The organism is Stenotrophomonas sp. P2112, from assembly GCF_041897515.1.
GTDB classification, from domain to species: domain Bacteria; phylum Pseudomonadota; class Gammaproteobacteria; order Xanthomonadales; family Xanthomonadaceae; genus Stenotrophomonas; species Stenotrophomonas sepilia.
In genome coordinates this window covers 2,139,833-2,164,909 of record NZ_CP169216.1, presented here as the reverse complement: position 1 = coordinate 2,164,909, position 25,077 = coordinate 2,139,833, and the positions used below count along the sequence as shown (strand labels likewise).

Here is a 25,077-nt window from a genome sequence, read left to right as displayed (position 1 = left end):
GAAATGATCAAGGTCACCGTACTGGATTCGCAGATCAACGAGCGTGGCGGAAGCTTCACCAACGACCGCAACGAGAACGTTGAATTCACCACCCGCAAGCAGCGCGCCAAGCTGGAGGCGGACGGTTTCGCCTATCCGTTCGATGTGCGCCTGGACAAGGGTCAGCCGGGCTATCAGGCGGGCGAGTACGAGCTCGACGTCCCGGCCATGCTGCAGGTCAACAAGGGCGTTGCAACCCTGAGCAAGTTCACGGTTCTGCGCCCGCTGCAGAAGGCTGCACCGCGCCCGGCAGCGCAGGCCTAAGTCATGGCGCGGTACGTCTACGAATGCCTGCAATTCAACCAGCAGACCGGCACCTGTGAGCAGGCTGGATTCGTGCCGCGCACCGAGATTCCCGACCTTTCCACTGCCGAAGTGTCGGGAATTCTGTCCATGGTCGCAGTGTGTTTCGCCGTGGCGTGGGCATACAAGCAGTTAGGCAGAACCATCCGCAACTAACGACAAGGGGTAGCAATATGAATCTCGACGCAACTGCAGCACTGGAAATTCTTGGCACTCTGGCGGCCACCATCGGCCTGATCGGTGCTGCCAAACTGGCACCGGCCGCGATCTCGGTCGGCTTCAAGTGGATCAAGGGCGCGATCTTCGGTTGATCGCTGTAACACGGGGCCGGGCAATCCGGCCCCTTTTCATCGGGGGCTGTCATGCTCGGTCTATTCGTTCTCTGCGTAGGTAGTGCTGCGCTCTACATCGCGTTTGGTGATTGAGGTGCGCTGGCTCGTCATCATCCTCGCATGGGCTTCGTCCATGGGCATTGCCCCAGTGGCTCACGCACAGTCGTCGGGGTACGGCATGTGCGGTACCAATGCCACCTGGGAGACGGGGCAGATTCCAGCTGGTTGCGATCAGGGCATTGCCTTCTCTGAGTGCAAGGCTAAGGAAGACGAAGCGGCTTCATCGCTTGAGCAGCGCTACGGAATGCCGGGCAAGGCGGAGAAGCTCGGTTGTCCGGCTGTGGGTCAGAATCCAACCTACTTTCGCTGCTATGCCCGCATTCCCGGAATTGGCGACACTGAGTGCGGCAAGTACTACTTCGGTGAGCGCTGTAGCGCCCGACCTTACGAGCTTGGCTGGCAAGGTGGTGGCACTGCTGCCACTGTGAACGTTTGCCACAAGGGCTGTATGTATTCCAGTTCGCTCGATGCTGAGGCCACCTCCGGAATCGGATATTCACCGACAGGTGGGACCTGTACTGAGTCGGATGCTCCGGAGCCGAAACCTGTAGGGGACGGCGGTGGAGATGATGGTGGCGGTACTGGTGGCGAGACTGGTGGCGGGGATGGTGATGGCGGTAGTGATGGCGGAGGCGACGGTGGCGGCGACGGTGGTTCAGGTGGTGGTGACGGCGGCGGTGACGGAGAAGGGGACGGTGACGGTGAAGGTGACGGTGATGGCGATGGGGACGGCGATGGCGGGCCCGGTGATGGCGGTGAGAACCCCAGCCTTCCGGGCGATCCGCAGTATCCGGGTGACGTTCCGATGCCTTACATGGACCCTCCCATCCCGAGCAGCTACTTGGGCCAGTGGTCCAGCGGTCTAGGCAATGGGTCTTGCCCAGCCACCAAGGTCGTGACAGTCGCATTGGGAGGCATCAGCACCAGTGTCAATTTTGAGTTCAAGCCGCTCTGTGACTTCGCGCTGATGATTCGAGGTCTTGTCATCGCCTGCGCTGGCATCGCAGCGGCTTACATCGTCGCGGGAGTGCGCAAATAATGCCCTGGTTAGCAGCGTTCCTTGTCCAACTGTTGGGCAACTCTCTTGCTCGTGTACTCACCGGCGCCGGCCTTGGCCTCGCGACGGGTGCAGCATTGCTCCCGCTGGTGAAAGGCGCACTTAATCTGATTACGCAGAAATGGTCGGGCATCGCCGCCGACCTGGCTAACGTCATGCTGATGGCGGGAGCAGGGGAGGCGATCACCCTCATTGGCTCTGCCATCGTCACCCGCGTTGTGATTGACGCAGGCAAGGTGGCTGTACAGAAGGCGGCTTCCAAATGATGTATCTCATTTCCGGACAACCGGGCAACGGTAAAACCCTGCGTGCCATGTCGATGGCTCACGAGTTCTATGAGCAGAACCAGCAGCAGGTCAAAGAGGGCAAGGCGCAGCCGCGGCGCTTCTTTACCAACATCGCGGGGGCTACGACCGACGAGAATCCGCAAGCCTTCCCATGGCTTGAAAAGCTTCCAGAACACAACGACTGGACCCAGCTTCCGGATGGTTCGTTCGTGCTGTACGACGAAGCTCATTCTGATGGCAACACGCAGGGGCTGGAGCGTTACGGGAGGCTGTTCCCATCCACCGGCAAGCCCGGTGAATCCGACGATCCTCGAATTCGCTCAATGTCCACGCATCGCCACCGTGGTTTCGACTTGGTTTTCATCACCCAGTGGCCGAGCAAGATTCACCACCAGGTGCGGAGCCTGATTGGCTCGCATACTCACATGAACCGTACGTTTGGTATGCAACGCGCAGGCGTGCTTACGTGGTCGCGTGTCCAGCCAGATCCGTATGACGAGCGTGTGCGCGATAAGGCTGAGGAAGAAATATGGTCTTACCCGAAGGCACTGTATGAGCGCTATCGCAGCGCCACGCTCCATACAGCCAGCCACAAGTTCAAAGTGCCCAAGCGTGTTTGGCAGGGCCTATCTATGGCAGTAACGCTGATTGTCTGCCTGTGGCTGATCTGGATTTTCGTCGTCAAGCCTTCCACCGCATCACCCAAGAAGGAAGAGCAGGGGGCCGGTGCTTTGCCGACCGCCGCTGCCCTGGCGCCCTTGGGCGCGGGCATGGCGGCGGCACGGCCCCTCTCCCGCGAAGAATACGTGGCGAAGCACAAGCCGCGAGTCGAGTTTCAGCCTTGGTCGGCGCCCGCCTTCGATGAGCGCACAGTGCAGTCGCAGCCTGAGCTGTACTGCATGGCATCCGGCACGACTGAGCAGGACACCACCTGCACGTGCGTGACCGAGCAGGGCACCAAGGCCAGTATTTCGGTCCCAGTGTGCGTGGCGATCGCGCGCGATGGCCCGGCCTACAATCCCTATCGGGCACCCCGACAGGAGGCTGACCCGCGTCGGGATGATCCGGCCCGGAGTGTCGCTCAGTCCGAACCATCCAGCACGCGTGAACCGTCTCCGCACGCGCTCGTTGAGGTTGGCAAGCGCCCAATGGGCACGTTCCCCGAATCGCCGCCTTATCCGGCGAGCTTCTGATTTTCGCAATGAGATACCATGCCTCCGAACCTTGGGGGCGAAATGGACATTCGATCAGGCCTAATTCTGGCTCTACTGCTTCTGTGGGCACCTGCGCATGCGCAACAACTACGTTCGGCCACCGGCCCACAGCCACTGCCCAGGTACACGCCGCCAACACCGAAGGCGAGCAACCTTGGCGCTGAGCCGCTGAAATGCCAACAACACCTAGATCCGCGCGTCCGGCTCTATTGCGCGGAAATTGAGCGATCCCTGATACAGGGCGAGGCGCGCCGTCAAGGGCTACCAACGCCATCGAGCGAGATTGTTCGCATGCCGGCTTACGGGAGCGATGAGGCAAAGCAGCTGGGCGCTGCCTGTATGGGGGGCACCGCAATGCGCCGCCTGAACAACGGCTGGGAACAGTTGCGAAATGCGAAGGGCGAATGGCTGCGCTGCCGCGAGCAATGAACCGGGGTGTAGGGGCAGCGCCCCTACGGAAACGCTTCACACGCGCTCGCGGCGCCTTGGCCCCGGTGCCGGTAGGTCTGCTGCGGGTGGCTCGGCGCCAGGACCAGCCATCGCCACCGCCGACCGCTGTTTACGCCGGCTCACCACGTCCCGCAGATTGACGACAGTGGCAGGATGATCCCACGCGACTGCAGCACGATTGTTCCCACGTATTGAGCAATGGGAATCTGGCGCCGAACGTGCAGCTTCCATCATCCGGCGCCATTCCTGCGCTTGGCAGGCGGTGAGCGACAGCCAGGCCAGATCTTCCGGCAGCAGCTCGCGTCCTTCAGGCGTGATCAGGCGATCACCGAGGAAAGAAAAACCGGCCCAAGGGCCGGTCAAGTCAATACGGTGGTGCGGGTCGAACTCAATCATGCCGCGATCTCATCCTTGGCCGGGGACTGAGGACGCAGGCAAGAGCCGAGCCAGAGGCCCAGCCATTGCCATGCGGAGGAGACGAAGGCCCGGATTCGGTCGATCCATGATTTCGCATAATGTATATTATGTTCATTACGCCATTGCCCGATCCAGGCTTCACCAGTCACGCCCCTGATCCACTCCAGGCGCCGGCCTGATTGTCAGTGATTCGATCACTGCCAACCGCCCTTTGGGCTTCCCTCAACCTCTGCAGGAATGGCAAAGGATCTTGCGGATCTGACAGTGGCGAGTAAAGACGGCTTTGCGGGCGTAGTTTTGCCGCTGATCTTGCCGTGGCTGCACGCCAGCCTGGCAAGAGCGCTTTCGCCGATTCGGCACCAACAACCGAGGCCTCAGGAGCGCGTTCTGGCACCCCAGCCGTAGCCACTCACTGGTCGTGACGCGTCACGCTATTGGGCCGTTCCATGCCGGCGAGCTCCATGCCATCTAGGCGCGGGACCGCGTCGATGCGCTGAGGATGAGCGCCACATACGCAATCAACGTGCCGGCCGGCAAACCCCAAACCTCCATCTCCCAGTTCCTCCGGTACGGGGATGGGCCTGTCACCGCCCAAACCAACAGCAAGGCGGCCGTCACCAGCACCGTCCTGTTGGCGATGGAAATGAGCTTGTCTGCAGATTCATGGCCCAGATTGGGATCCCATCCGAAGAGCCAACGCAGGCGCTTCCAGTAGTCGTGCCCCACAGCCAACAGAAAGAGGAACGCGCCCGCCAGCAGACTCAGCAAAAACTGTACCAATGGATTCAAGGGACATCCTCAGGAATTGTGCAGCCAGCTCGGCTGGATATCGCCGACCACGCGCGGCGGACGCATCGCATCACAGGAACCTGTGCATCACAAAGACATCCACCAGACCCAGCGTCCCATGCCGGAACGCCTTGGGTAACGTACCGACCACCTCGAACCCCAGCTTCCTGTACAGCGCCACCGCCGGGGCATTGGTACTGACCACGTAATTGAACTGCATGGCGAGGAATCCTTCCGCCCTCGCCCGTTCCAGACTGTGTTCCACCAAGGCCCGGCCCACGCCCTGCCCCTGTGCGAAAACATCCACCACATACGTGGCGCTCGCCACATGCGCCCCCAGATCAGGGAAGTTCGGGCCCATCTTGTACATGCCCACCACCCGGCCCTGCAGAACGGCCACATAAGGTGTCTGCGACAGGAACCAATGCGCGCGAAAGGTTTCGACCTCAAAAGAGGAGGCAAAAGGCAGCGCATCCTGCGCCGCAATGGCCGCCTTGAACATGCCCCACATCGCGTCGAAATCGCCTGCACGGGCGGGCCGGATCTCCATGCGTCTCCTGCAGATCTGTGGTGGTGACCAGGCCGGACACTACCAGAATCCAGCGCCTGCCCCGTAGCTGCTTCACGCGCCACCGCCATCGGCTCCGCAATAGTTGTGGAAATTCCGGCCCTCAGAGCAGTAGATGTCTCCTGTTTCCGTGCACATCCCGCAGCGGCTTCGACGGTGGCGCGTTCCCGCGTACGTCCTGCTGGGCATCTACCTGCTGTACCTGCTGGCCGGCAACATCTTCCTCAATACCCCGCTGTTCGATCAGGTCACCAACCGCAAGCCGCACAAGTTCGTGATGACCACCGGCCCGGCCATCACGCTGCTGCCCGGCCATGTCATCGCCTGGAACGTGCACATGCGCGGCCACGTGAACCACACGGTCTACGTGCTGCATGCCGAGCGCGCCAGCGCCCGGTTGGCGGTGCTGCCCCTGTTCCAGCGCGAGGTGCGGGTTCCGCGCTTGCAGGCGACGGGGGTTTCCGCCGAGATCAGCCGCGTCGAAGAAGCCATCCCGCCACCACCGCGCAGCGACCGCGGCTGGACGCTCCGTTTCGACGCCATCCACAGCGACAGCATCCGCAGCGCACGCTTTGGCAAGTTGCTGATCATTGGCAAGGGCCGGGGTACGGTGGGCTTTCTCAAGCAGCTGCGCGGCGGGCCGTCGGAGCTCTTCGAATCCGAGGTGGCGTTCAGCGATGCGGACACCAGTTTTGACGGCGTGCAGCTGTTGGGCGACATGGATCTCACCGCGCGCTTCAGCTATCCGCGCCACTATCGGGACCAGGCGCCCGGTCTGGCCAAGTTGAAGTTGCTGCATGCCCAGCTTGAGGTCGACGCCCGCAGCCAGGGCCTGCGCATGGACACGGATGCCACAACGCCGAAGATCTCCAGCGCCCCCGTGCCCGGACGCCTGCAGCTGGCGCTGCACCTGATCGACGGCCAGCTGCAGCCCGGGGACCGCGCCATCTGGCAGGTGCCGCTCTACCTGGGTGATGGTGCCCCCAATCGCGGCGTGCTGGCGCTGCAGCTCAATGTGTCCAACGACCTGCGCCTGCAGGCCCGCCTGCCGCCCAAACCCGGCTCAGGCAGTGAAGTGGATGCGGATCTGCACGTCCGTGGCCGGGACATCCCCTTCCAGCAGCCCGCCCAGCTGCTGGAACGCAGCTCTGGTACCGTGCGCGGCGAATGGACGTTCACTTCGCTCAACTGGATCCCTGCCCTGTTCGTTCGCAAGCCGTGGCTGCAGCTGGACGGCGGTGGCACGCTGAAAGCGGATCTGCGCGTGCGCAACGGCGAACTGATCGAAGGCAGCACTGTGGACATTCCGGCCGCCGAAGCCGTGGCCGAAGTCGCCGGCGTACGACTGGCGGGCACGGCCAGCGCCCATGGCGAACTGAAGGCCGGCAGCCCCAGCCAGGCACAGCTGGCTGTCCGGCTGCCACGATTCACTGCACGGCCAACCGATGCCAAGGATGTGCGCCTGTTCGACGGCCGTGATCTGGCCCTGGACCTGAGCGGCGATGGTCGCCTGCAGGAGCTGCGCAAGGGTGTCCGCGCGCACCTGCGATTCAGCCAGGCAACCATTCCCGACCTGGCCGCCTACAACCGTTACCTGGGCTCGCCGCAGGTGCGGCTGCTCCGTGGCACCGGCAGCCTGAGCGGCGATGCCACGCTCGACACCGATGGACGCGTCGGCCATGGCACTGCCCGGCTGCTGGGGCGCAATGCCAGCGCCAAGGTGGCAGGGCTGGACATGGGCGGCGACGTCGACGTGAAGGCAACACTGCGCCGCGGTGACTTCAATCAGCGTCATTTCGATCTGTCCGGCACCACCGTCGAACTTCGCAATGTGCAGGTGGCGGGCGCAGAGCGGGCAAGCGCATGGAAAGGCCGCGTGGCCTTCAAGCGTGGCCGCATCGACGCGCAGTCGCCTTTCCAGGTCGATGCCACCACGGATCTGGATCTCAGCGATGCCCGCCCGTTGCTTGCACTGTTCGCAGAGCGTACCGACTACCCGCGCTGGACCCTGTCGCTGTTGGATTCCGGCCAGGTGCAGGCACGGGCGACGCTGCGCTGGCGCCCGGGCCATCTGATCATCGATGGACTGCAGGCCGAGAACGATCGGCTTTCGGTACGCGCGCGGCTGGATCTGCTCGACCAGCGCAAGCGCGGTGATCTCTACCTGCGCTGGGGGCTGCTGGGTGCGGGCATCGAGCTGGACGGTGACCAGCGCCAATGGCACCTCGCGAAAGCAAGGGAGTGGTTTGACCAGCGACCTTCCCTGCTGCCAGCGAGCCAGGGAGCGGGTGCCGTCGGTTCTTCAGATTGAAGGCCGACAGCCTGCATCCATTCGCTGCCTCTGTGCGTAGACAGGCAGCACAAGCATCAGGGAGCTGCACGCTATGAAGCGGAGTTCACAGGTTTCCGGATTTCTGGGATGGGTGGCAATCACTTTCGTCGCGGCCACGCTGGGGGCATGGGCGTCCACGTCCGCGGCAAGCTTCTACGCTACCCTCACGCTTCCGGCATGGGCGCCACCGGCCAGCGTCTTTGGTCCGGTGTGGACGCTGCTCTACGCCATGATGGCGGTTGCCGCGTGGCTGGCCTGGCGCGAACGTGGCTGGCGCGGAGCACGACCCGCGCTGCTGCTCTATCTGGTGCAGTTGGCCGTCAACGCACTGTGGAGCTGGCTGTTCTTCGGCTGGAAGCTGGGCGCGCTTGCCTTCGCCGACATTCTTGTATTGATCGTGTTGGTGTGCGCGACGATCGTCGCGTTTGCGCGTACCCGCCCGGCCGCGGCAGTGCTGCTGCTTCCCTACCTCGCCTGGATCCTGTTCGCCTCGGCGCTCAACTTCGCCGTCTGGCGGGCCAATCCAGGGCTGCTGTGACACGCGGATCCAGCGTTCAGGCCTGGGCCACGGCCTGTGGGCACCAGGTCCGCAGCAGGGCCGGCTTGAACGCCTGCTGCCCGCAACCGGTGGGGCACCGCACCACTCGCGCTGCAGTATGGCTGACCAGGCCCTGCCCTTCTTCTGCCTTGAAGATCGTCTCGCAGGAAAGGCAACGCGCTACCAGCGAGTACAGGTGCAGCAGCCGGCCACTGGCTGGATCCTGCAGTGCATCCACATCCAGCAATTCAAATTGGCAGCTGTCAGGGAGCATACGGTACTGGGGCGCGGGTGCGGTCTGCAGGTTCACGGGCGTGGCATCTGTTGGAATTGCAGTCACCGTAGGGCAGCCGCTGTCTAGCCGGCGTGCAGCGCAGATGTGCTGGCCGCGAAACCTGCACCGGCCTCCGCATCGAAATCTGCTAGGGTGCGCGCCGATGCCTACATCCATATTGCCAGCACAGCCCGATCACCCCATGGCCCTCAGCGCTGCCCTGAAAGCGCACACTCGAGCGGCCCACGATCGCCTCGACCAGCACCTGTTGCAGCAACACATCTTCGCGTCGCGCCAGCGTTACCTCTGCTTCCTGCGCGTGCAATGGCACTTCCATAGCGCTGTTGCGCCGCTGTACCGGATGCAGGATCCGGGCGCGACCCGCTTGCCGCTGATCGAGGAGGATCTTCGCGACCTCGGCGCTTCCATGCCGGCACCCCATGCCTGGCAACCGCAGCCGCATGTGTTCTCGAACGCGACCGTTCTGGGCTGGCGCTACGTAGCGGAGGGCTCGACGCTGGGGGCGGCCGTGCTGTTGAAGATGGCCGCTGCGTTGCAGCTTCATGCCGGGTACGGAGCGCGCCACCTGCGCCCTTCCAACCTCGGTGTGGCCGAATACTGGAGACGCGAGCGGGAGGAACTGGATGCCCTCGTTTTAAGTGGCCAGGAGCGCGCGCAGGCATGCAGGGGCGCGACAGACGCCTTCCAGTTCATCCGTCGCTGCGTAGATGAAGAATTCAGGTTTGAATGAAAGGCCCTTCACATTCACGTGGTGGTATGCGGCGGCACGCTTTTGCTTCACCATCCATGCACACCGGATGCAGTGCTGGGCCGTTCCAGCCATCCACGAATCATGAGTCCCGCCCTTGACGCCTCTTGCCGAATCCGCGCACGACACTGCCCTGTCCCGTTGCGCGCGCGAACCGATCCACACCCCCGGCGCGATCCAGCCCTACGGTGTGCTTCTGGTCGTTGAACCGCAGTCCCTGCAGGTACGCGAGCGCGCCATCAGCCACCCCGGGCTGCTGAAACAGTTCGGCGAACCGTTGATGCAGCACGTCAGTGAAGTGCTGGGCGGCGTGCTGGCACCGTTCCAGGGCGTGTTGCAACAGGCGACGGTGGGCAGCAGCGCGCATGTCGGTGCCGTGCACCTGGATGGGCACGGCCGCCATCAGCTGCTGGTGCACCGCTCCGCCACGGATCTTCTGGTCGAGCTGGAGGCGCCGGTTCCCGGCCAGCCCGGTTCGCTGGAAGAACTGTATCCAGCCATCCGCGAGCTGATGACCGGCATTGAATCGGCAGCGACGGTGGAAGACCTGTGCAGGCTTGCGGCCGCGCACATGCGGCGGCTCACCGGCTTTGACCGCACCCTGGTCTATCAATTCGATGCTGGCTGGAATGGCATCGTGGTGGCCGAAGATGGCAATGGCCTGTTGCCGTCCTACCTGGACCTGCGCTTTCCCGAGTCGGACATTCCCGCACAGGCCCGCGAACTGTACCGCCGGAACCGGGTGCGCCTGATCGCGGACAACAACTATACCCCTACCCCGCTGATGCGGGCCGAAGACCACCGCGAGGCGCCACCGACCGACCTGAGCCTGGCCGTGCTGCGCAGCGTGTCCCCCGTGCATCTTCAGTACATGCGCAACATGGGGACCGGGGCGTCGATGTCGGTGTCACTGGTACATGAGGGGCGGTTATGGGGCCTGGTGTCCTGCCACACCGTGCAGCCACGCCGCCTGCCCTACCACGTGCGTACCGCCTGCGAGTTCATGGGCCAGATCCTGTCGCTGCAGATTGCACTGAAGGAGCGCGCGCTCGCGATTGAAGAACGCGTCGCGCGTCGCTCGATACTGGTCAAGCTGCTGGGCCGCATGGCCGGCGACGAAGAATTCATGGCGGCCCTGCGCCAGGACGAAGGCAGCCTGCTGTCGCTGACCGGCGCGGCCGGGGCTGCCATCGTGCACAAGGGCGACTGCATGCGCGTGGGTGAGTGCCCACCGGCCAGCGACGTGCTGGCCCTGGCCGATTGGCTGGCTACCCGGCAGGCCGGGCAGGAAACCTACTGCACCGACCACCTTGCCGCCGACTGGTCGCCTGCCGCGCACCTGGCCGATGTAGCCAGCGGCCTGCTGGCAGTGTCCATTTCGCAGCTGCATGACAGCTACCTGATGTGGTTCCGGCCGGAGGTGGTGCGAACCGTGCGCTGGGGGGGAGACCCCCGCAAGACCGCAGCGCCCGGCGTCGCACTCTCCCCGCGGAGCTCCTTCGACGCCTGGAAAGAGACCGTGCGGCAGCGCAGCCTGCCGTGGACCGACGCCGACTGCGATGCGGCACACGAGATGCGCACGGCCATCGTCGATATCGTGCTGCGCAAGGCCGAGGAGATGGCGGAACTGAACGAGCAGCTCCTGCGCAGCAACAAGGAACTGGAAGCCTTTTCCTATTCGGTCAGCCACGACCTGCGCGCCCCCTTCCGCCACATCGTGGGCTATTCGGAGCTGCTTGGCAGCTCGGCGGGCGACCGCCTCAACGAGACCGAGCGCCGCTTCCTGGATACGATCGTCGATTCGGCAAAGTCCGCCGGCACACTGGTGGATGACCTGCTCAGCTTCTCGCAGATGGGACGCTCCACGCTGGGGCGGGTGCGGCTGGACATGGCTGCGCTGGCCGAGGACGTGCGCCGGAGCCTGGCGCTGGATTACGCCGGCCGCGACGTGCAGTGGACGCTCGCGCCGCTGCCGGAGGTGGAAGCCGACCCGACGATGCTTCGCCTGGTATGGCAGAACCTGCTGGCCAACGCGATCAAGTTCACCCGCGAGCGTGAGCACGCGATGATCGAGATTGGGCACGACCGCAGCGACGACGAAGATCACTTCTTCGTGCGCGACAACGGCTGCGGCTTCGACATGCGTTACGTCGACAAGCTGTTCGGTGTGTTCCAGCGCCTGCACCATGTGGAAGAATTCGAAGGCACCGGCATCGGCCTGGCCAACGTACGCCGCATCATCGGCCGCCATGGCGGCCGTACCTGGGCCGAGGGCGAGCCCGGCAAGGGCGCGACCATTCACTTCACCCTACCCCGCTCCACAGGAGAACACCCATGAGGGACCTGCGGCCGATCCTCCTGGTAGAGGACAGCCCCAAGGATGCAGAGCTGACGATGGCCGCGCTTGAGCGCTGCCAGCTGTTGAACGATGTCATCCATGTACGCGACGGCGCCGAAGCGCTGGATTACCTGCGCTGCGAAGGCAAGTTCGCCGGTGCCATGCACGGCGGCCCGGTGGTCGTGCTGCTGGACCTGAAGCTGCCCAAAGTCAATGGCTTGGAGGTACTGGAGCAGGTCCGTGGCGACCCGTACCTGAGCAGCACGCCGGTGGTGATGCTGACCTCCTCGCGCGAAGAGCAGGACCTGGTGCGCAGTTACGAACTGGGCGTCAACGCATTCGTGGTCAAGCCGGTCGACTTCAAGGAATTCTTCGACGCCATCCAGGGCCTGGGCATGTTCTGGGGCATCACCAACCAGCCGCCACCGCATCGGCCCAACGGTTCGGGGCAGCGCAATGCGTGATGGATCGCGCCGCAGCGAGCGCCTGCGCATCCTCATGCTGGAGGACAGCGCGCTTGATGCGGAGCTGATCAGCGCCCAGCTGCAGCGTGCCGGCCTCGATTTCGAGGCCGAGCGCCTGTGGACCCGCAACGCGTTCATCGAGGCCATCGAAAACCGCCCGTTCGACGTGATCCTCGCCGATCATGTCCTGCCAGGCTTCGATGGTGACGCAGCACTTGCCCTGGCGCGCGAGCGCGTGCCGCAGACGCCTTTCATCTTTGTTTCCGGCACCCTGACCGAGGAACTGGCGGTACAGGCACTCACGCGCGGCGCCCGCGACTACGTGGTGAAGCAACGCCTGCAACGCTTGCCCGACGCCATCCGCCGCGCTCGCCAGGAGGCGCACGAGCGCACCCAGCTGGCCAATGCGCAGGCCGCGCTGAACGAAAGCCAGGCCCAGCTGCAGAAGGTGACCGATGCCGTCCCGGCGCTGATCGCCCAGTTGGACAAGGACCATCGCTACCGGTTTGCCAACAAGGCGTTCCTGGACTGGCATGGATTCAGCCTTGCAGAACTGCTGGGTCGGCCGGCTCGGGATGTCAGCGGCATTTCCGCCTTCGAGCACGCCCTGCCCAGCCTGGAACGCGTACTGCAGGGCGAGCGCACCCGCTTCCAGGTCGAACTGATCCATCGCAGTGGCGAATCACGATTCGTGCAGATGGACTGCGTGCCTGAGCATGCCGCCGATGGCAGCGTGGCCGGGTATATCTGCCTGGGCAGCGACGTCTCGCTGCTGAAACAGGCCGAGCTGGCCCTGCGCGAAGACAACCAGCTGCTCGAGCAGCAGGTACAGGCACGCACGGCCGAGTTGCGCGCCAGCAAGCGGCGCCTGCAGGCGATCTTCGAATCCAGTTTCCAGCACCAGGTGCTGCTGGATCTGTCCGGACGCGTGGTCGATGCCAATGACGCGTCACTGGCCGCGGTGCTGGCAGACAAGAAGGACGTCGTTGGCCAACGCTTCGCCGAATCGGTCTGGTTCGGCACCACCGAGGGCATCAGCGCGCTGATCGATCGGGCCGTGGCCGCAGCCGTACAGGGCCGCAGTTCACTGCATGCGCTGGAACTGGAACTCCCGACCGGGCGGCGCAGCTTCGATTTCTCGTTCCGTCCACTGCTCGATACGGAAGGGGTGGTCACCGCTCTGGTCTCCGAGGCCGTGGAAACCACCGCGCGCGTGCAGGCTGAGCATGCGCTGCGCCAGTCACAGAAAATCGAGGCGGTCGGCCAGCTCACCGGCGGCATCGCACATGATTTCAACAACATCCTGACCGTCATTTCCGGCAATGTCGAGCACGCCATGCTGCTCAGTGAAAGGGCTGGCGAGGCCGGTGCGCTGGTGGGCCGTGCGCTGGACAATGCGCTGAAGGGGGTGGGCCGTGCCGCCAGCCTGACCCAGCGCCTACTGGCGTTTGCCCGCCGCCAGCCGCTGCGCAGCCAGGCCGCCAACCTCAACGAGCGCCTGCTGGACATGCACGACATGCTGCAGCGTGCGCTGGGTGAGCTGGTGCAGTTGGAGATCCGCAGCGCCGAGGACATCTGGTGTGTCGAGATCGACGTCAGCCAGCTGGAGGCCTCTGTACTGAACCTGGCGGTGAATGCCCGCGATGCGATGCCGCACGGCGGCCGACTGGTGATCGAGGTCGACAACAGCCACCTCGACCACGACTACGCCGCACTGTTCCCGGATGCAACGCCGGGCGAGTACGTGATGCTGCGGGTGCGCGACAACGGCCACGGCATGGATGCGGCGACGCTCGCCCGGGTCTTCGAACCCTTCTTCACCACCAAGCAGGTTGGCCGTGGCACCGGCCTGGGCCTGTCGATGGTGCACGGGTTCGTCAAGCAGTCAGGCGGCCACGTACTGATCGATTCGGTGGAAGGCGGCGGCACCAGTATCACCATGATGTTCCCGCGCTCACCGCTGGCCCTGCCCTCCGAAGCGCGTCCCCCGCAGACCGGCCTGGCGGGCTACTCGCCGCGCGAGGAAACCATCCTGGTGACCGAGGACAACGACGATGTCCGCGCCCACACGGTGGATGCACTGCGGCTGCTGGGCTACCGGGTATTGGAAGCCCACGACGGCCCCTCCGCACTGCGGCTGCTGGAACGCCCTGATACCAAAGTGGACCTGCTGTTCTCTGACGTAGTGATGCCCGGCATGTCGGGCTGGGAGCTGGTGCGTGAAGTCCGTGAACGCTGGCCGGAAGTCGCCGTCCTGTTCACGTCGGGCTATCCGCGCGACCACGACCAGGTGGGCAGCCAGGGACGGGCCGTTGCACTGCTGCCGAAGCCGTTTACCCGCAGTGACCTGGCGACTGCGGTGCGCACCGCGCTGGAGACGGTGCCACTCTGAGATCAGGACGCCGGATCGCGCGCGCCAGCAGCGATCCGGTTGATGTCCGCGCATTCCACCGTGCCCGGCGGATGCTCCCGCCCGGCCAGTGCGATCATCGCCTGGCCCAGCGCCAGATTGCTGGTCATCAACGACGGCGCAACGGCGCCGGCCAGCTTCATCAACGGCGCGCCACCCCAGTACAGGGGCTTGAGCAAGCCGTGACGCGTGCCGGTTCCCGGCACCGGCCGGACGCCCCCCGGGCGCAGCATCACCGAGCGCATCGGCAGGGCCTGCAATGCCACCTCGGTCTCGCCCTTGATCCTCAACGGCATCAATCTGCTCTGTGGATCCGCGCCGGCACCGGATACATACAGGAAACATCCCTCGGGATTCGCAGTTGCCCAGGCGCGGGCCACCGCCAGCGTGATGTCCCGGGTCACGCGTCGATACTCGGCCTCAGCCGTGCCGACCGGTGGCGCACCGGCACAGTAGAAGCATGCGTCGAACCCGGCCAGTTCATCCGAGCGCCCCTGGATATGCAGGAAGTCAGGAACAACCAGCTCCCTACCCGCTCCGCTGAGGCTGCCCGGGCGCCGCACCAGCGCGGCCAGATGGCCGACCTGCGGCGAGCGCTGGCAGGCCAACGCCACGCCCTGCCCGACCAGGCCCGAGGCACCGGTCAACAGAATCCTCAACGCACCTTTCCCGGCCATGGTCGCACCCACGCTAGAGTTTCACGAAACGCTGGATCTTCCGCGCCAGCCAGCCACTGAACACCAACGGCGCGTCCAGCGCTGAAACGCAGATGCAGGGAACACCCGGGGCAGTTACCGGTTGATGCTCCACCTCCTCGTCCAGGTCCGCCATGTCGCCCGGCGCGAACAGCCCCAGCGCGTCGTTGTACGAGCCCCGCAGGATGTGGGTCAGTTCGCTGCGGCCATGGCTGTGCATAGGCAGGCACTTGCCCGGGGCAATCTTCAGCATGATCAGCGAGGGCATCTGCTCAGCCCTGATGCAGTGCACGCCGGGCGCCATCCAGCGCCAGCGCAGGGCACTGAGCGAAGCGCCGAAGTAAGGATGCAACGAGGCTGGCAGATGGTCCGGATCGGCCTCGGGCCGCTCCCTCGGCACCGGGCGCCTGGCTCCGGCGATGGCGCTCGGCGCGTCCGAGGCCAGCTGCACCAGCATGGCCTCGCGCAACTGCTCGCGACGCGCGTCGGCCGCGGGCGGTTGGGTCTGCTCCAGCAGCACCGAGCCGATCGCCTCGGCATCGCGCAGGCGCTGCCGGCAGTGGGGGCACTGCTCGAGGTGGGCACCGGCCACGATGCTCAACGGCGCCGGCAGCGCGCCGGCGGCATAGCTCATCAGCGTGGATTCGTGCAGGTGGTGATGCGGATTCACAGCGCACCTCCCACTTTGGCCTGCAGTTGCAGGAACGCACGTCGCAGGTGTGACTTTACCGTTCCCAGCGGCATGCCCAGCGCCTGGGCAATCTCGCTGTGGCTCTTCGCCTCGAAATAGGACATCCGCACCAGCCTCGCCTGCACGGCGGGCAGCTCGTTGATGCGCTGGCGAAGGCGCGCCTGGTCGGCGAACTGCTCGGCGCTGCTGCGCTCGATCATGTCCACGGCCGCGGCGTCTTCCACCGCTGCCTGCACCTGCATCCAGCTGCGCTCTCGACGGATGCGGTCGATATGCAGGTTGCGCGCGATCCGGTACAGCCAGGTACTCAGCGCGCCTTGGGCCGCATCATACTCGGCCGCCCGCAACCACAGGCGCAGCAGGCACTCCTGCGCCATTTCCTCGGCCACGGCGTCGGGTGCCCCCAGGCCACGCAGATACACGCACAGCCGCGGCATGAAGTAGTCATAGATCCGCATGAAACAGTCGCGGTCGCGCAGCCGCGCCACACTGTCCATGTCATCGGCCCAGTTCGTCGGCTCGCTGCTGGGCTGCTGGGAACTGGACACGGTGCGTGCGGTATCGAAGTTGAGGAGGGTGCTGGCAGCGTCAGGGTACATCTGCGTGAGCGGCGGGCAGGTGAAGGTCTGTCCTCTCTACGCGCAGGGGCGGCCATTGGATGCAGCAGGCACTGTGCATCCAAGCAGCCGCGCCCGCCGTATGACCTGAGCCTCCCGACCGGATGAACACCATGCGCACTGCCTGGCTGCTGCTGTGCCTGCCCCATGCCGCGCTGGCGGCGCCCTGGCTGCGCAACGAGGGCGTGGCCACCTCGGCGCAGGGCGATCTGCTCTATCGTGAAGTGCACTGGCGGCGCGGCCCATCGGAGGGTGCCGAGCGCTGGGTGCTCTATCAGTGCCCGGATGGCCGCCCCTTCGCCCGCAAGCATCTGCCGGCCAGCGCCCGCCCGCAGGCCCGGGGCTATTCGCTGCAGGACAGCCGTAGTGGGCAAACCGCTGACGTCGACGCCAGTGGCGAGTCGGTGTCCATCGCCTGGAAAGAAGATGCCGCCAGTGAGCTGCGTCATCGTCGGCTTGAGCTGGCTCCGGATGCGGTGATCGACACGGGCTTCGACGCCGCGGTGCGCCAGCATTGGCCAGCGCTGCTGCGAGGTGAACGCATCAGTCTGCCTTTCCTGGTGCCGGGGCGGCAGCGCTTCTTCCCGGTGCAGGTGCGGCACACCGGCCCGGTTCGCTGGCAGGGCATCGACGCCCAGGCCATCGAGGTCAGTCTGGACACCTGGTACGGCGGCATCGCGCCGCGCCTGTCGCTGGTCTATGCCAGCACCGACCGCCGCCTGCTGGAATTCCGCGGAACCAGCAACCTGCGCGATACCCGCGGCACCTACCCACAGGTCACGGTGCGCTTCAGCTCGCCGGTGGCCGAGCGGTCCGCCAACGAATGGCAACAGGCCTGGACGCAACCCCTGGTCGGGCGCTGCAGCGTGATGCCCAAGTGAAGCCGAAATTCTCCACAGCCGGCCGCATCCATTGCGCGCACTGCTGCGTAGAGGAAGACACGACACCCGCCGAGATCCGCCATGGCCTCTGTAGCGCCCCTCCCCCGCCGACGCTGGCGCCTGCTGCGCACCCTGAAGCGCTGGGTCGACACCGGCAGCGCTGCAGACCACGCCGCTGGCGAGCCCGGACGCATCGACTGGCTGCGCGCCGTACCGTTCGCGTTGATGCACCTGGCTTGCATCGCGGTGATCTGGGTAGGTATCTCGTGGACCGCAGTGATCGTCGCCGCAGCCCTCTACGCAGTACGCATGTTTGCGATCACCGCCTTTTACCACCGCTACTTCTCGCACCGGACGTTCCAGGCATCGCGAACGGTGCAATTCGTGTTCGCGGTGATCGGCGCGTCCAGCGTGCAACGTGGGCCGCTGTGGTGGGCGGCCCACCATCGCCATCACCATCGGCATGCCGACCAACCGCTGGACCCGCACTCGCCGCGCGAAGGCGGCTTCTGGCGCAGCCACATGGGCTGGTTCCTCACCCGCGAGGCATTCGCCACGGATCTATCGCGCGTGCCTGACCTGGCGCGCTTCCCGGAACTGCGCTGGCTGGACCGTTTTGATACGGCGGTGCCGGTACTGCTGGCTGCCGCGCTGTACGCACTCGGCGCCGGCCTGGAGCGCTGGGCGCCCGGACTGCACACCTCTGGCCCGCAGTTGCTGGTGTGGGGCTTCTTCATTTCCACCGTGGTGCTGTTCCACGCCACCGTTACCATCAACTCGCTGGCCCATCGTTTTGGCCGGCGGCGCTTCGAGACCCGTGACGACAGCCGCAACAACCTCTGGCTGGCGCTGCTTACCTTCGGTGAAGGCTGGCACAACAACCACCATTTCTTCCCTGGGACCGTCCGCCAGGGGTTCCGCTGGTGGGAGATCGACCTGACCTGGTACGGGCTGCGCGCAATGGCGGCCATGGGCCTGGTAAGGGGACTCAAGCCCATCCCCGAGTGGGTACTGGTCAAGGCGAGGTACTGACATGCGCATCGCGATCATCGGCTCCGGCATTGCCGGCCTGGCCAGTGCCTGGTGGCTGGACGGCGAACACGAAGTGACGCTGTTCGAGGCCAACGATTACCTGGGCGGGCATACCCACACCCATGACGTGCAGGTGGACGGCACGCGCATGGCGGTGGATACCGGTTTCATCGTCTTCAATCCCCTGCACTACCCACTGCTGACGGCACTGTTCGAAGAACTGGGTGTGGCCTCGCAGCCGACCACCATGAGCTTCTCGATGCACAGCGAGCGCAGTGGCGTCGAGTACAACGCCACTTCGCTGGATGGCCTGTTCTGCCAACGTCGCAATCTGGTTTCGCCGCGCTTCTGGGGAATGCTGGCCGACCTGCGCCGGTTCTACCGGGATGCGCCGCTGCTGCTGGCGGAAGACGAAGGCCCGACACTGGGCCAGTACCTGCGCAGCCAGCGCTACGGCACCGCTTTCATCGACGAGCACCTGCTGCCGATGGCTTCGGCACTGTGGTCGTCACCGACCGCCACGGTCATGCAGTTCCCGGCCCGCTACCTGGCCCAGTTCATGGCCAACCACCAGATGCTGCAGATGACCGGGCGCGCACCCTGGCGGGTAGTCAGCGGTGGCTCGGCACGGTATGTCGATGCCCTTCGCGCCCGCTGGCGGGTGCGCGAGCGGCTGGAATGCCCGGTTCACTCGGTCGAACGCATGCCGTGGGGCGCGCGCGTGCACAGCGCGGCGGGCGTGGAGGGTTTCGACGAGGTCATCCTGGCATGCCACAGCGACCAGGCGCTTGCCCTGCTGCGTGACGCCGATCCGGCCGAACGCGAAGTGCTCGGCGCCATCCGCTACCAGCCCAACGAAGCAGTACTGCATACCGATGCATCGTTGCTGCCGCGCAACCGCAAGGCATGGGCTGCATGGAATGCACACGTTCCCAGGGATCCAGGCGCGCCCTGTACGGTCAGCTATTGCATGAACCTCCTGCAGGGCCTGCCCGGTGACACCCCGCTGGTCGTGACCCTCAACCGCAGCGAGGCGATCGATCCGGCCAAGGTGCTGCGCAGGCTGCACTATGCCCACCCGGTGCACGATCATGCCGCTATCCGTGCCCAGCAGCGCTGGGCAGAGCTGCAGGGCCGCCGCCACACCTGGTTCGCGGGCGCATACTGGGGCTGGGGCTTCCACGAAGACGGCATCCGCAGCGCCCGCCGCGTGGTGGACGCGATGCGCGAGTGCACCGCGCACCGTGACAGCGTTGTGCCCGGCGAGGTGGCAGCGTGAGTGCCAGCGCACTCTACTTCGGGCAGGTGATGCACCGACGGCATCATCCGCAGCCCCACGCATTCCGCTATCCGATCGCGCAGCTGCTGCTCGATCTGGACGAGCTGGAGACCGTGTTCGCCGGGCGCTGGCTGTGGTCGGTCAATCGCCGCAACCTGGCCGAGTTCCGCCGCAGCGACTACTTCGGCAATCCCGCACAACCACTGGCCGATGCGGTGCGCGACCGTGCCGCGGCCACCCTGGGCTATCGGCCTACCGGCCCGGTACGCCTGCTCACCCATCTTCGCTTCGCCGGGCACGTATTCAACCCGGTCAGCTTCTACTACTGCTACCAGTCCGATGGCAGCACCCTGGACTGCATCGTCGCCGAGATCACCAATACGCCCTGGAAGGAACGGCACGCCTATGTGCTGCCAGTCGCCACGGCCACCCACGAAGGCGCCTCGCTGCGCTGGCGGTTCGACAAGCGCTTCCATGTCTCACCGTTCATGCCGATGGATTGCCACTACGACTGGCGGTTCAACTGCCCGGATGATGATCTGCGCGTGCACATGCAGGTCTGGCGCCAAGGCGTTCGCCAGTTTGATGCCACCCAGACCATGCAGCGGCACGCGCTGGATGGCCGCGGGCTGGCCCGGGTCCTGGCCTGCTATCCCTTGATGACCCTGCAGGTGATGGCCGCCATCCACTGGCACGCGCTGCGGCTGTGGCTGAAGCGCAACCCCGTGCATGACCACCCTGCCCTTGCCGAGAAACCGCGATGAACTCGATGACTCCCCTGGTCGCCCTGCCGCGTCCCGGCGCCTTGGATGCCTTCCTGCGCCGCCGCCTGCTGGAACAGCTTGCCCCCATGCGCGACGGCCGCCTGTGCGTGCGTGATGCTCTCGGCGAAGTCTGGCTGGGCGAAGCCCATGGCGAACTGCAGGTGACCGTCACCATCGATGACCCGGCGTTCTACCGCAAGGTTGCAGCGCAAGGCAGCGTGGGCGCAGGTGAAAGCTACATCCAGGGCGAATGGCACTGCGATGACCTGGTGGCGCTGATCCGGCTGCTGGTGCGCAATCGCGACCTGCTCGACGGCATGGAGCGCGGCCCGGCCCGCGTGGGTGGCTGGCTGCTGCGCGGCTGGAACCGGCTGCGCCGCAACAGCCGTGAAGGCAGCCGCCGCAACATTGCCGCGCACTACGACCTCGGCAACGACTTCTTTGCCCTGTTCCTGTCGCCCGACCTGATGTATTCCTCCGCCCTGTTCGACACAGAAGACGAGTCGCTGGAATCCGCCTCCCGGCGCAAGCTGGACCGCATCTGCCAGCAGCTCCAGCTCAAGCCGGGCGATCGCGTGGTGGAGATCGGCACGGGCTGGGGTGGTTTTGCGCTGCACGCGGCGCAGCACTACGGCTGCCACGTCACCACCACCACCATCTCCGCCGAGCAGCACGCGCTGGCTGCCCAGCGCGTGCAGGCGGCCGGCCTGCAGGACCAGGTCACGCTGCTGATGCAGGACTACCGCGACCTGCAGGGCCAGTTCGACAAGCTGGTGTCGATCGAGATGATCGAAGCCATCGGCGCAGAATACCTGGACACCTACATGGCCACGCTGCAGCGCCTGCTCAAGCCTGATGGCGTTGCCCTGCTGCAGGCCATCACCATCGAGGACCATCGCTACGAGCAGGCCCGGCGCAGCGTCGACTACATCAAGCGCTATGTGTTCCCCGGCAGCTTCATTCCGTCGATCAACGCGATCATGGCCGCCAAAACGCGGTCCAGCGACCTGCAGCTGATCGCCCAGCAGGACTTCGGCCACTCCTACGCGCTGACACTGCGCGCCTGGCGCCAGCGCTTCCTTGACCGATTGCCCGACGTGCAGGCGCAAGGCTTCGATACGCGCTTCTGCCGCCTTTGGGAGTTCTACCTGGCCTACTGCGAGGGCGGCTTCCTGGAGCGCTCGATCGGGGTCTCCCATCTGCTGATGGCGCGCCCGGGGCATCGCCCGGGCGCCTCATCGGGCCAAGGCAGCTGAGATGCGCAGATTCTGGCCCAATCTGCTCGGCAACCAACTGGTCTGGGTGTGCGCCGTGGCCGGCGCCGGGCGCGGCTGGCAGTGGCCGGCGTTGCTGGCAGCCTCTCTCTACATCGGCAGCCAGCTGCTGACGTCGCCGCAACCACGGCTGGATCTTCGGTTGATGGTGTTGGCACTGGCCTGCGCATGGCTGGTCGACGCCAGTGCTGCCGCCAGCGGCACCGTGCGCTACGCCGCCGCCCCGCTGGGCTGGGTGCCGCCTCCCTGGATCATGGCGCTGTGGGCCGCGTTCGCGATGACGCTGACCACCTCGATGCGCTTCCTGCTGCGCCACCCTGCCTTGCCGGCCCTGTTCGGCCTGCTGTTGGCACCGCTGGCCTACCTCTCCGCAGCGCGCGGTTTCGATGCGGTCCGTTTCGCCGCACCCACGTGGCAGGGCCTGCTGGTGTTGGGTGCGGGCTGGAGCATCGCGCTTTCGCTGCTGTGCGTCACCGCGCGTCGCGGCTCTCGCACCACCCCGCCCTCCCTGGCCGGAGCATCGTCATGATCAATCTGCTGTGGGTACTGCTGTATGCCGTGCTGGTGATGAGCTGGGGCTGGGCCTGGCAGCGCCGCCACCAGAACATCGGCGTTGTCGACGTGCTCTGGGCCAAGTGCGTGGGTGCCTCGGCCCTGCTGCTGGCGCTGCTCGGCGATGGCGCGATGTTGCCTCGGGTTGCGTTGGGCCTGCTCGGCGGCCTGTGGGGCGGCCGGTTGGCGCTGCACCTGTGGCGCCGGGTCCGTAGTGAACCCGAAGACGGGCGCTACCGCTATCTGCGCGAACACTGGCAGAGCCACCAGGGCAAGATCTTTGGCTTCTTCATGGCGCAGGCGCTGCTGGTCGTGCTGTTCGCCCTGCCCTTCGTTGCGGTGGCAGCCAATCCCCATGCTGGCCTGACACCGTGGACAGTCGCCGCAGCCCTGGCCTGGCTGCTGAGCGTCGGCGGCGAGAGCCTGGCCGACCGCCAACTCGCACGTTTCCGCGCCGACCCGGCGAACAAGGGCCTCACTTGCCGCGAAGGGCTCTGGCGTTATTCACGCCACCCCAACTACTTCTTCGAGTGGCTGCACTGGTTCACCTATGTGCTGCTTGCCGTCGGCTCCCCCCTGTGGTGGCTGGCGTGGGCCGGGCCGCTGCTGATGTATCTGTTCCTGCGCTATCTCAGCGGTATCCCCTTCACCGAGAAGCAGGCGTTGCGCAGCCGCGGCGACGACTACCGTGCCTACCAGCGCAGCACGCCCATGTTCTTTCCCTGGTTCCCCCGTTCTTCCAAGGAGCATTCCGCATGAGCGCGATCCCGTCACTGAATCCGGCCGAAGATGCGGAAACCGGGCTGATCGCCTGGGCCGAACGCGGGCTGGTTCCCGATGCGGCGCTGCGTGCCGGCATCCGGCGCCTGTGCGCGCAACGCCTGCATGAGGAATCGGCGGGAGGTATCGAGGCACAGTCCGCGCGCTTCAGCCGTCGCATCGCAGAACTGACCGACAGTCCGCTCGCATTGCATACCGACGCGGCCAACCGCCAGCACTACGAAGTTCCCGCGGCATTCTTCCAGGCCTGCCTGGGCAAGCGGCTGAAGTACAGCAGCTGCTACTACCCCACCGGGCGCGAAACGCTGGACCAGGCCGAGGAGGCGATGCTGGAACTGTATGGCCAGCGCGCCGGACTTGCCGACGGCCAGCAGATTCTCGAACTGGGCTGTGGCTGGGGTTCGCTGACCCTGTGGATGGCCGAACGCTATCGGCAGGCCAACATCACTGCGGTGTCCAACTCGCACAGCCAACGCCAGCACATCATGGCGCAGTGCCAGGCCAGGGGCCTGCACAACGTCGAGGTGCTGACCTGCGACGTCAACCAGCTTGAGCTGCCCACGGCACGCTTCGATCGCTGTGTCTCGGTGGAAATGTTCGAACATGTGCGCAACTACCAGCGACTGCTGGCGCACATCGCGCAGTGGCTGAAGCCCGACGGCGCGCTGTTCGTGCACATCTTCGCCCATCGCACGCTGATGTACCCGTTCGAGACCGAGGGCGGCGACAACTGGATGGGCCGTCATTTCTTCACCGGTGGACTGATGCCGGCCGCCGACACGCTGCTGCATTTCCAGCGCGACCTGCGACTCGATCAGCGCTGGCTGCTGGACGGCACCCACTACCAGCGCACCGCCGACCATTGGCTGGCCAACCAGGATGCGGCCCGCCAGGCGGTGATGCCGGTACTGGTCGCAACCTACGGCCAGGCCGCGGCGAAGATCTGGTGGCAGCGCTGGCGCATGTTCTGGATGGCCTGCGCCGAGCTGTTCGGCTACGACGATGGCCAGCAGTGGCTGGTTGCCCACTATCTGTTCCGTCCCCGTTGAGGTGTGACATGCGCATGCGCTCCCTGCTTCCCCTGCTGGCCTTGAGCCTGTTCGGTTCCGGCTGCAGTTCCAGCGATACCCGTCCCCTGCCCCGCCCGCCCTCGGTGGACGTGCCGCGCTTCATGGGCGACTGGTATGTGATCGCCCACATACCCTCATGGCCGGAGCGCGAGGCCTTCGACGCGGTTGAGAGCTATGCACTGCGGCCGGACGGGCGCATCCAGACGACCTTCACCTATCGCAAGGGCAGTTTCGACGCCCCGCAGAAGTCGATGCACCCGGTTGGCCGGGTGGAGAAGAACGGCAATGGCGCGATCTGGGGCATGCAGTTCGTCTGGCCGATCCAGGCTGAGTATGTGATTGCCTGGCTGGACGACGACTATGGCCAGACCATCGTCGCACGCAGCAAGCGCGACTATGTCTGGTACATGGCGCGTACCCCGCACGTGTCGGACAGCGACTACCAGCACGCCGTGGAGCGCATCGCGGCCATGGGCTACGACACCGGCAGGCTCAGGCGCGTACCTCAGTCGGTGCGATAGATCGCCAACCGCCCACCACTCGGCTCGCGGGTGACCAGGCACTTCGGCGTGACGCGTCACATTAATACCCCCCTCGAAGGGTGCCGGCAGCCCTGCAACCCAGGCCACCTGTACCCAGCGAGAGCGCGCCAGGACACTGCGTCCACACGGCTTTCAACCTGACGATACGTCCAGCCCATGGATCAGCTCTTATCGATGGAGCTCATACATCGATCTTTAGGAATAGTCGTAAAAACGCAACAAATTCGATGTTCGACGCGACAGCGGCGCCAGAATGGCG

Annotated in this window: 28 protein-coding genes; 21 read left to right on the top strand and 7 right to left on the bottom strand. The window is 65.4% G+C overall.

What is annotated here, in order from left to right; translation table 11 throughout:
- Positions 1-3 precede the first annotated feature (3 nt).
- The 6 genes from ACEPA4_RS10055 (at position 4) to ACEPA4_RS10030 (ending at position 3,271) form a co-directional block, all read left to right on the top strand.
- Positions 4-303: a single-stranded DNA-binding protein gene (locus ACEPA4_RS10055; protein WP_164072161.1), complete on the top strand. Its 300-nt coding sequence runs from the start codon at positions 4-6 to the stop codon at positions 301-303.
- Positions 304-306: 3 nt separating this feature from the next.
- Positions 307-498: a hypothetical protein gene (locus ACEPA4_RS10050; RefSeq protein ID WP_374083037.1), complete on the top strand. Its 192-nt coding sequence runs from the start codon at positions 307-309 to the stop codon at positions 496-498.
- A gap of 17 nt (positions 499-515) precedes the next feature.
- Complete coding sequence (locus tag ACEPA4_RS10045; protein WP_374083036.1) at positions 516-653, top strand: major capsid protein; 138 nt, start codon at positions 516-518, stop codon at positions 651-653.
- 115 nt (positions 654-768) lie between these two features.
- Positions 769-1,773 (top strand): virulence factor TspB C-terminal domain-related protein, encoded by a 1,005-nt coding sequence (locus tag ACEPA4_RS10040; RefSeq protein WP_374083035.1) that lies wholly within the window; start codon positions 769-771, stop codon positions 1,771-1,773.
- Positions 1,773-2,057: a DUF2523 domain-containing protein gene (locus ACEPA4_RS10035; protein WP_024957393.1), complete on the top strand. Its 285-nt coding sequence runs from the start codon at positions 1,773-1,775 to the stop codon at positions 2,055-2,057. Before ACEPA4_RS10040 ends, ACEPA4_RS10035 begins: the two co-directional genes overlap by 1 nt.
- Positions 2,054-3,271 carry a zonular occludens toxin domain-containing protein gene (locus ACEPA4_RS10030; RefSeq protein WP_374083034.1) on the top strand — a complete coding sequence of 406 codons (1,218 nt, stop codon included), beginning with the start codon at positions 2,054-2,056 and terminating at the stop codon, positions 3,269-3,271. Before ACEPA4_RS10035 ends, ACEPA4_RS10030 begins: the two co-directional genes overlap by 4 nt.
- Positions 3,272-3,757: 486 nt before the next feature.
- Here ACEPA4_RS10030 and ACEPA4_RS10025 read toward each other — a convergent pair whose 3' ends face one another.
- The 3 genes from ACEPA4_RS10025 to ACEPA4_RS10015 all read right to left on the bottom strand — a co-directional run bounded on the left by ACEPA4_RS10025 (position 3,758) and on the right by ACEPA4_RS10015 (position 5,498).
- Entirely contained in the window at positions 3,758-4,138 is a 381-nt protein-coding gene (locus ACEPA4_RS10025; protein WP_374083033.1) for a DUF3653 domain-containing protein, read from the bottom strand.
- 489 nt (positions 4,139-4,627) lie between these two features.
- Positions 4,628-4,948, bottom strand: a complete 321-nt coding sequence (locus ACEPA4_RS10020) for a hypothetical protein (RefSeq protein ID WP_235649588.1) — start codon at positions 4,946-4,948, stop codon at positions 4,628-4,630.
- A gap of 70 nt (positions 4,949-5,018) precedes the next feature.
- Positions 5,019-5,498, bottom strand: coding sequence for a GNAT family N-acetyltransferase (locus ACEPA4_RS10015; RefSeq protein ID WP_139727082.1), 480 nt, complete (start codon positions 5,496-5,498; stop codon positions 5,019-5,021).
- A 133-nt stretch (positions 5,499-5,631) separates the two neighbouring features.
- Here ACEPA4_RS10015 and ACEPA4_RS10010 point away from each other — a divergent pair, with 133 nt between their 5' ends.
- Complete coding sequence (locus ACEPA4_RS10010) at positions 5,632-7,827, top strand: hypothetical protein (protein WP_139727081.1); 2,196 nt, start codon at positions 5,632-5,634, stop codon at positions 7,825-7,827.
- A gap of 73 nt (positions 7,828-7,900) precedes the next feature.
- Entirely contained in the window at positions 7,901-8,386 is a 486-nt protein-coding gene (locus ACEPA4_RS10005; protein WP_262090579.1) for a TspO/MBR family protein, read from the top strand.
- A gap of 16 nt (positions 8,387-8,402) precedes the next feature.
- Here ACEPA4_RS10005 and ACEPA4_RS10000 read toward each other — a convergent pair whose 3' ends face one another.
- Positions 8,403-8,696, bottom strand: coding sequence for a hypothetical protein (locus ACEPA4_RS10000; protein WP_088497482.1), 294 nt, complete (start codon positions 8,694-8,696; stop codon positions 8,403-8,405).
- 166 nt (positions 8,697-8,862) lie between these two features.
- On the opposite strand from ACEPA4_RS10000, the gene ACEPA4_RS09995 reads away from it, so the two are divergent.
- The 4 genes from ACEPA4_RS09995 to ACEPA4_RS09980 all read left to right on the top strand — a co-directional run bounded on the left by ACEPA4_RS09995 (position 8,863) and on the right by ACEPA4_RS09980 (position 14,623).
- Positions 8,863-9,411 (top strand): biliverdin-producing heme oxygenase, encoded by a 549-nt coding sequence (locus ACEPA4_RS09995; protein WP_262090578.1) that lies wholly within the window; start codon positions 8,863-8,865, stop codon positions 9,409-9,411.
- Positions 9,412-9,526: 115 nt separating this feature from the next.
- Complete coding sequence (locus tag ACEPA4_RS09990; RefSeq protein ID WP_262090577.1) at positions 9,527-11,767, top strand: ATP-binding protein; 2,241 nt, start codon at positions 9,527-9,529, stop codon at positions 11,765-11,767.
- On the top strand, positions 11,764-12,231 hold the full coding sequence (locus ACEPA4_RS09985) for a response regulator (protein WP_005416517.1): 468 nt from the start codon (positions 11,764-11,766) through the stop codon (positions 12,229-12,231). The genes ACEPA4_RS09990 and ACEPA4_RS09985 overlap by 4 nt, the downstream gene beginning before the upstream one ends.
- Complete coding sequence (locus ACEPA4_RS09980) at positions 12,224-14,623, top strand: hybrid sensor histidine kinase/response regulator (protein WP_262090575.1); 2,400 nt, start codon at positions 12,224-12,226, stop codon at positions 14,621-14,623. Before ACEPA4_RS09985 ends, ACEPA4_RS09980 begins: the two co-directional genes overlap by 8 nt.
- A 2-nt stretch (positions 14,624-14,625) precedes the next feature.
- Here ACEPA4_RS09980 and ACEPA4_RS09975 read toward each other — a convergent pair whose 3' ends face one another.
- Genes ACEPA4_RS09975 through ACEPA4_RS09965 form a run of 3 tightly spaced genes read right to left on the bottom strand, consistent with a single transcriptional unit; the run spans position 14,626 to position 16,626 of the window.
- Positions 14,626-15,318: an oxidoreductase gene (locus ACEPA4_RS09975; RefSeq protein WP_065178597.1), complete on the bottom strand. Its 693-nt coding sequence runs from the start codon at positions 15,316-15,318 to the stop codon at positions 14,626-14,628.
- 13 nt (positions 15,319-15,331) lie between these two features.
- Positions 15,332-16,006 carry a ChrR family anti-sigma-E factor gene (locus ACEPA4_RS09970; RefSeq protein ID WP_188238609.1) on the bottom strand — a complete coding sequence of 225 codons (675 nt, stop codon included), beginning with the start codon at positions 16,004-16,006 and terminating at the stop codon, positions 15,332-15,334.
- Positions 16,003-16,626 (bottom strand): sigma-70 family RNA polymerase sigma factor, encoded by a 624-nt coding sequence (locus tag ACEPA4_RS09965; protein WP_049414756.1) that lies wholly within the window; start codon positions 16,624-16,626, stop codon positions 16,003-16,005. Before ACEPA4_RS09965 ends, ACEPA4_RS09970 begins: the two co-directional genes overlap by 4 nt.
- Before the next feature lie 131 nt (positions 16,627-16,757).
- On the opposite strand from ACEPA4_RS09965, the gene ACEPA4_RS09960 reads away from it, so the two are divergent.
- The 9 genes from ACEPA4_RS09960 to ACEPA4_RS09920 all read left to right on the top strand — a co-directional run bounded on the left by ACEPA4_RS09960 (position 16,758) and on the right by ACEPA4_RS09920 (position 24,797).
- Positions 16,758-17,525 (top strand): hypothetical protein, encoded by a 768-nt coding sequence (locus tag ACEPA4_RS09960; RefSeq protein WP_065178596.1) that lies wholly within the window; start codon positions 16,758-16,760, stop codon positions 17,523-17,525.
- Between the two features lie 81 nt (positions 17,526-17,606).
- Positions 17,607-18,557 (top strand): acyl-CoA desaturase, encoded by a 951-nt coding sequence (locus ACEPA4_RS09955; protein WP_139727078.1) that lies wholly within the window; start codon positions 17,607-17,609, stop codon positions 18,555-18,557.
- Between the two features lies 1 nt (position 18,558).
- Positions 18,559-19,836, top strand: a complete 1,278-nt coding sequence (locus tag ACEPA4_RS09950) for an NAD(P)/FAD-dependent oxidoreductase (protein ID WP_053496656.1) — start codon at positions 18,559-18,561, stop codon at positions 19,834-19,836.
- On the top strand, positions 19,833-20,600 hold the full coding sequence (locus ACEPA4_RS09945) for a DUF1365 domain-containing protein (protein ID WP_065178582.1): 768 nt from the start codon (positions 19,833-19,835) through the stop codon (positions 20,598-20,600). The genes ACEPA4_RS09950 and ACEPA4_RS09945 overlap by 4 nt, the downstream gene beginning before the upstream one ends.
- On the top strand, positions 20,597-21,856 hold the full coding sequence (locus tag ACEPA4_RS09940; RefSeq protein WP_164093171.1) for a cyclopropane-fatty-acyl-phospholipid synthase family protein: 1,260 nt from the start codon (positions 20,597-20,599) through the stop codon (positions 21,854-21,856). Before ACEPA4_RS09945 ends, ACEPA4_RS09940 begins: the two co-directional genes overlap by 4 nt.
- A gap of 1 nt (position 21,857) precedes the next feature.
- On the top strand, positions 21,858-22,403 hold the full coding sequence (locus ACEPA4_RS09935; protein ID WP_139727076.1) for a DUF2878 domain-containing protein: 546 nt from the start codon (positions 21,858-21,860) through the stop codon (positions 22,401-22,403).
- Positions 22,400-23,185 (top strand): DUF1295 domain-containing protein, encoded by a 786-nt coding sequence (locus ACEPA4_RS09930; RefSeq protein ID WP_139727075.1) that lies wholly within the window; start codon positions 22,400-22,402, stop codon positions 23,183-23,185. The genes ACEPA4_RS09935 and ACEPA4_RS09930 overlap by 4 nt, the downstream gene beginning before the upstream one ends.
- The gene (locus tag ACEPA4_RS09925) at positions 23,182-24,255 is read left to right on the top strand and encodes a cyclopropane-fatty-acyl-phospholipid synthase family protein (RefSeq protein ID WP_262090574.1); all 1,074 of its coding nucleotides are present in this window, start codon (positions 23,182-23,184) and stop codon (positions 24,253-24,255) included. The genes ACEPA4_RS09930 and ACEPA4_RS09925 overlap by 4 nt, the downstream gene beginning before the upstream one ends.
- Positions 24,256-24,263: 8 nt before the next feature.
- Positions 24,264-24,797, top strand: coding sequence for a lipocalin family protein (locus ACEPA4_RS09920; protein WP_005416504.1), 534 nt, complete (start codon positions 24,264-24,266; stop codon positions 24,795-24,797).
- Positions 24,798-25,077 lie beyond the last annotated feature (280 nt).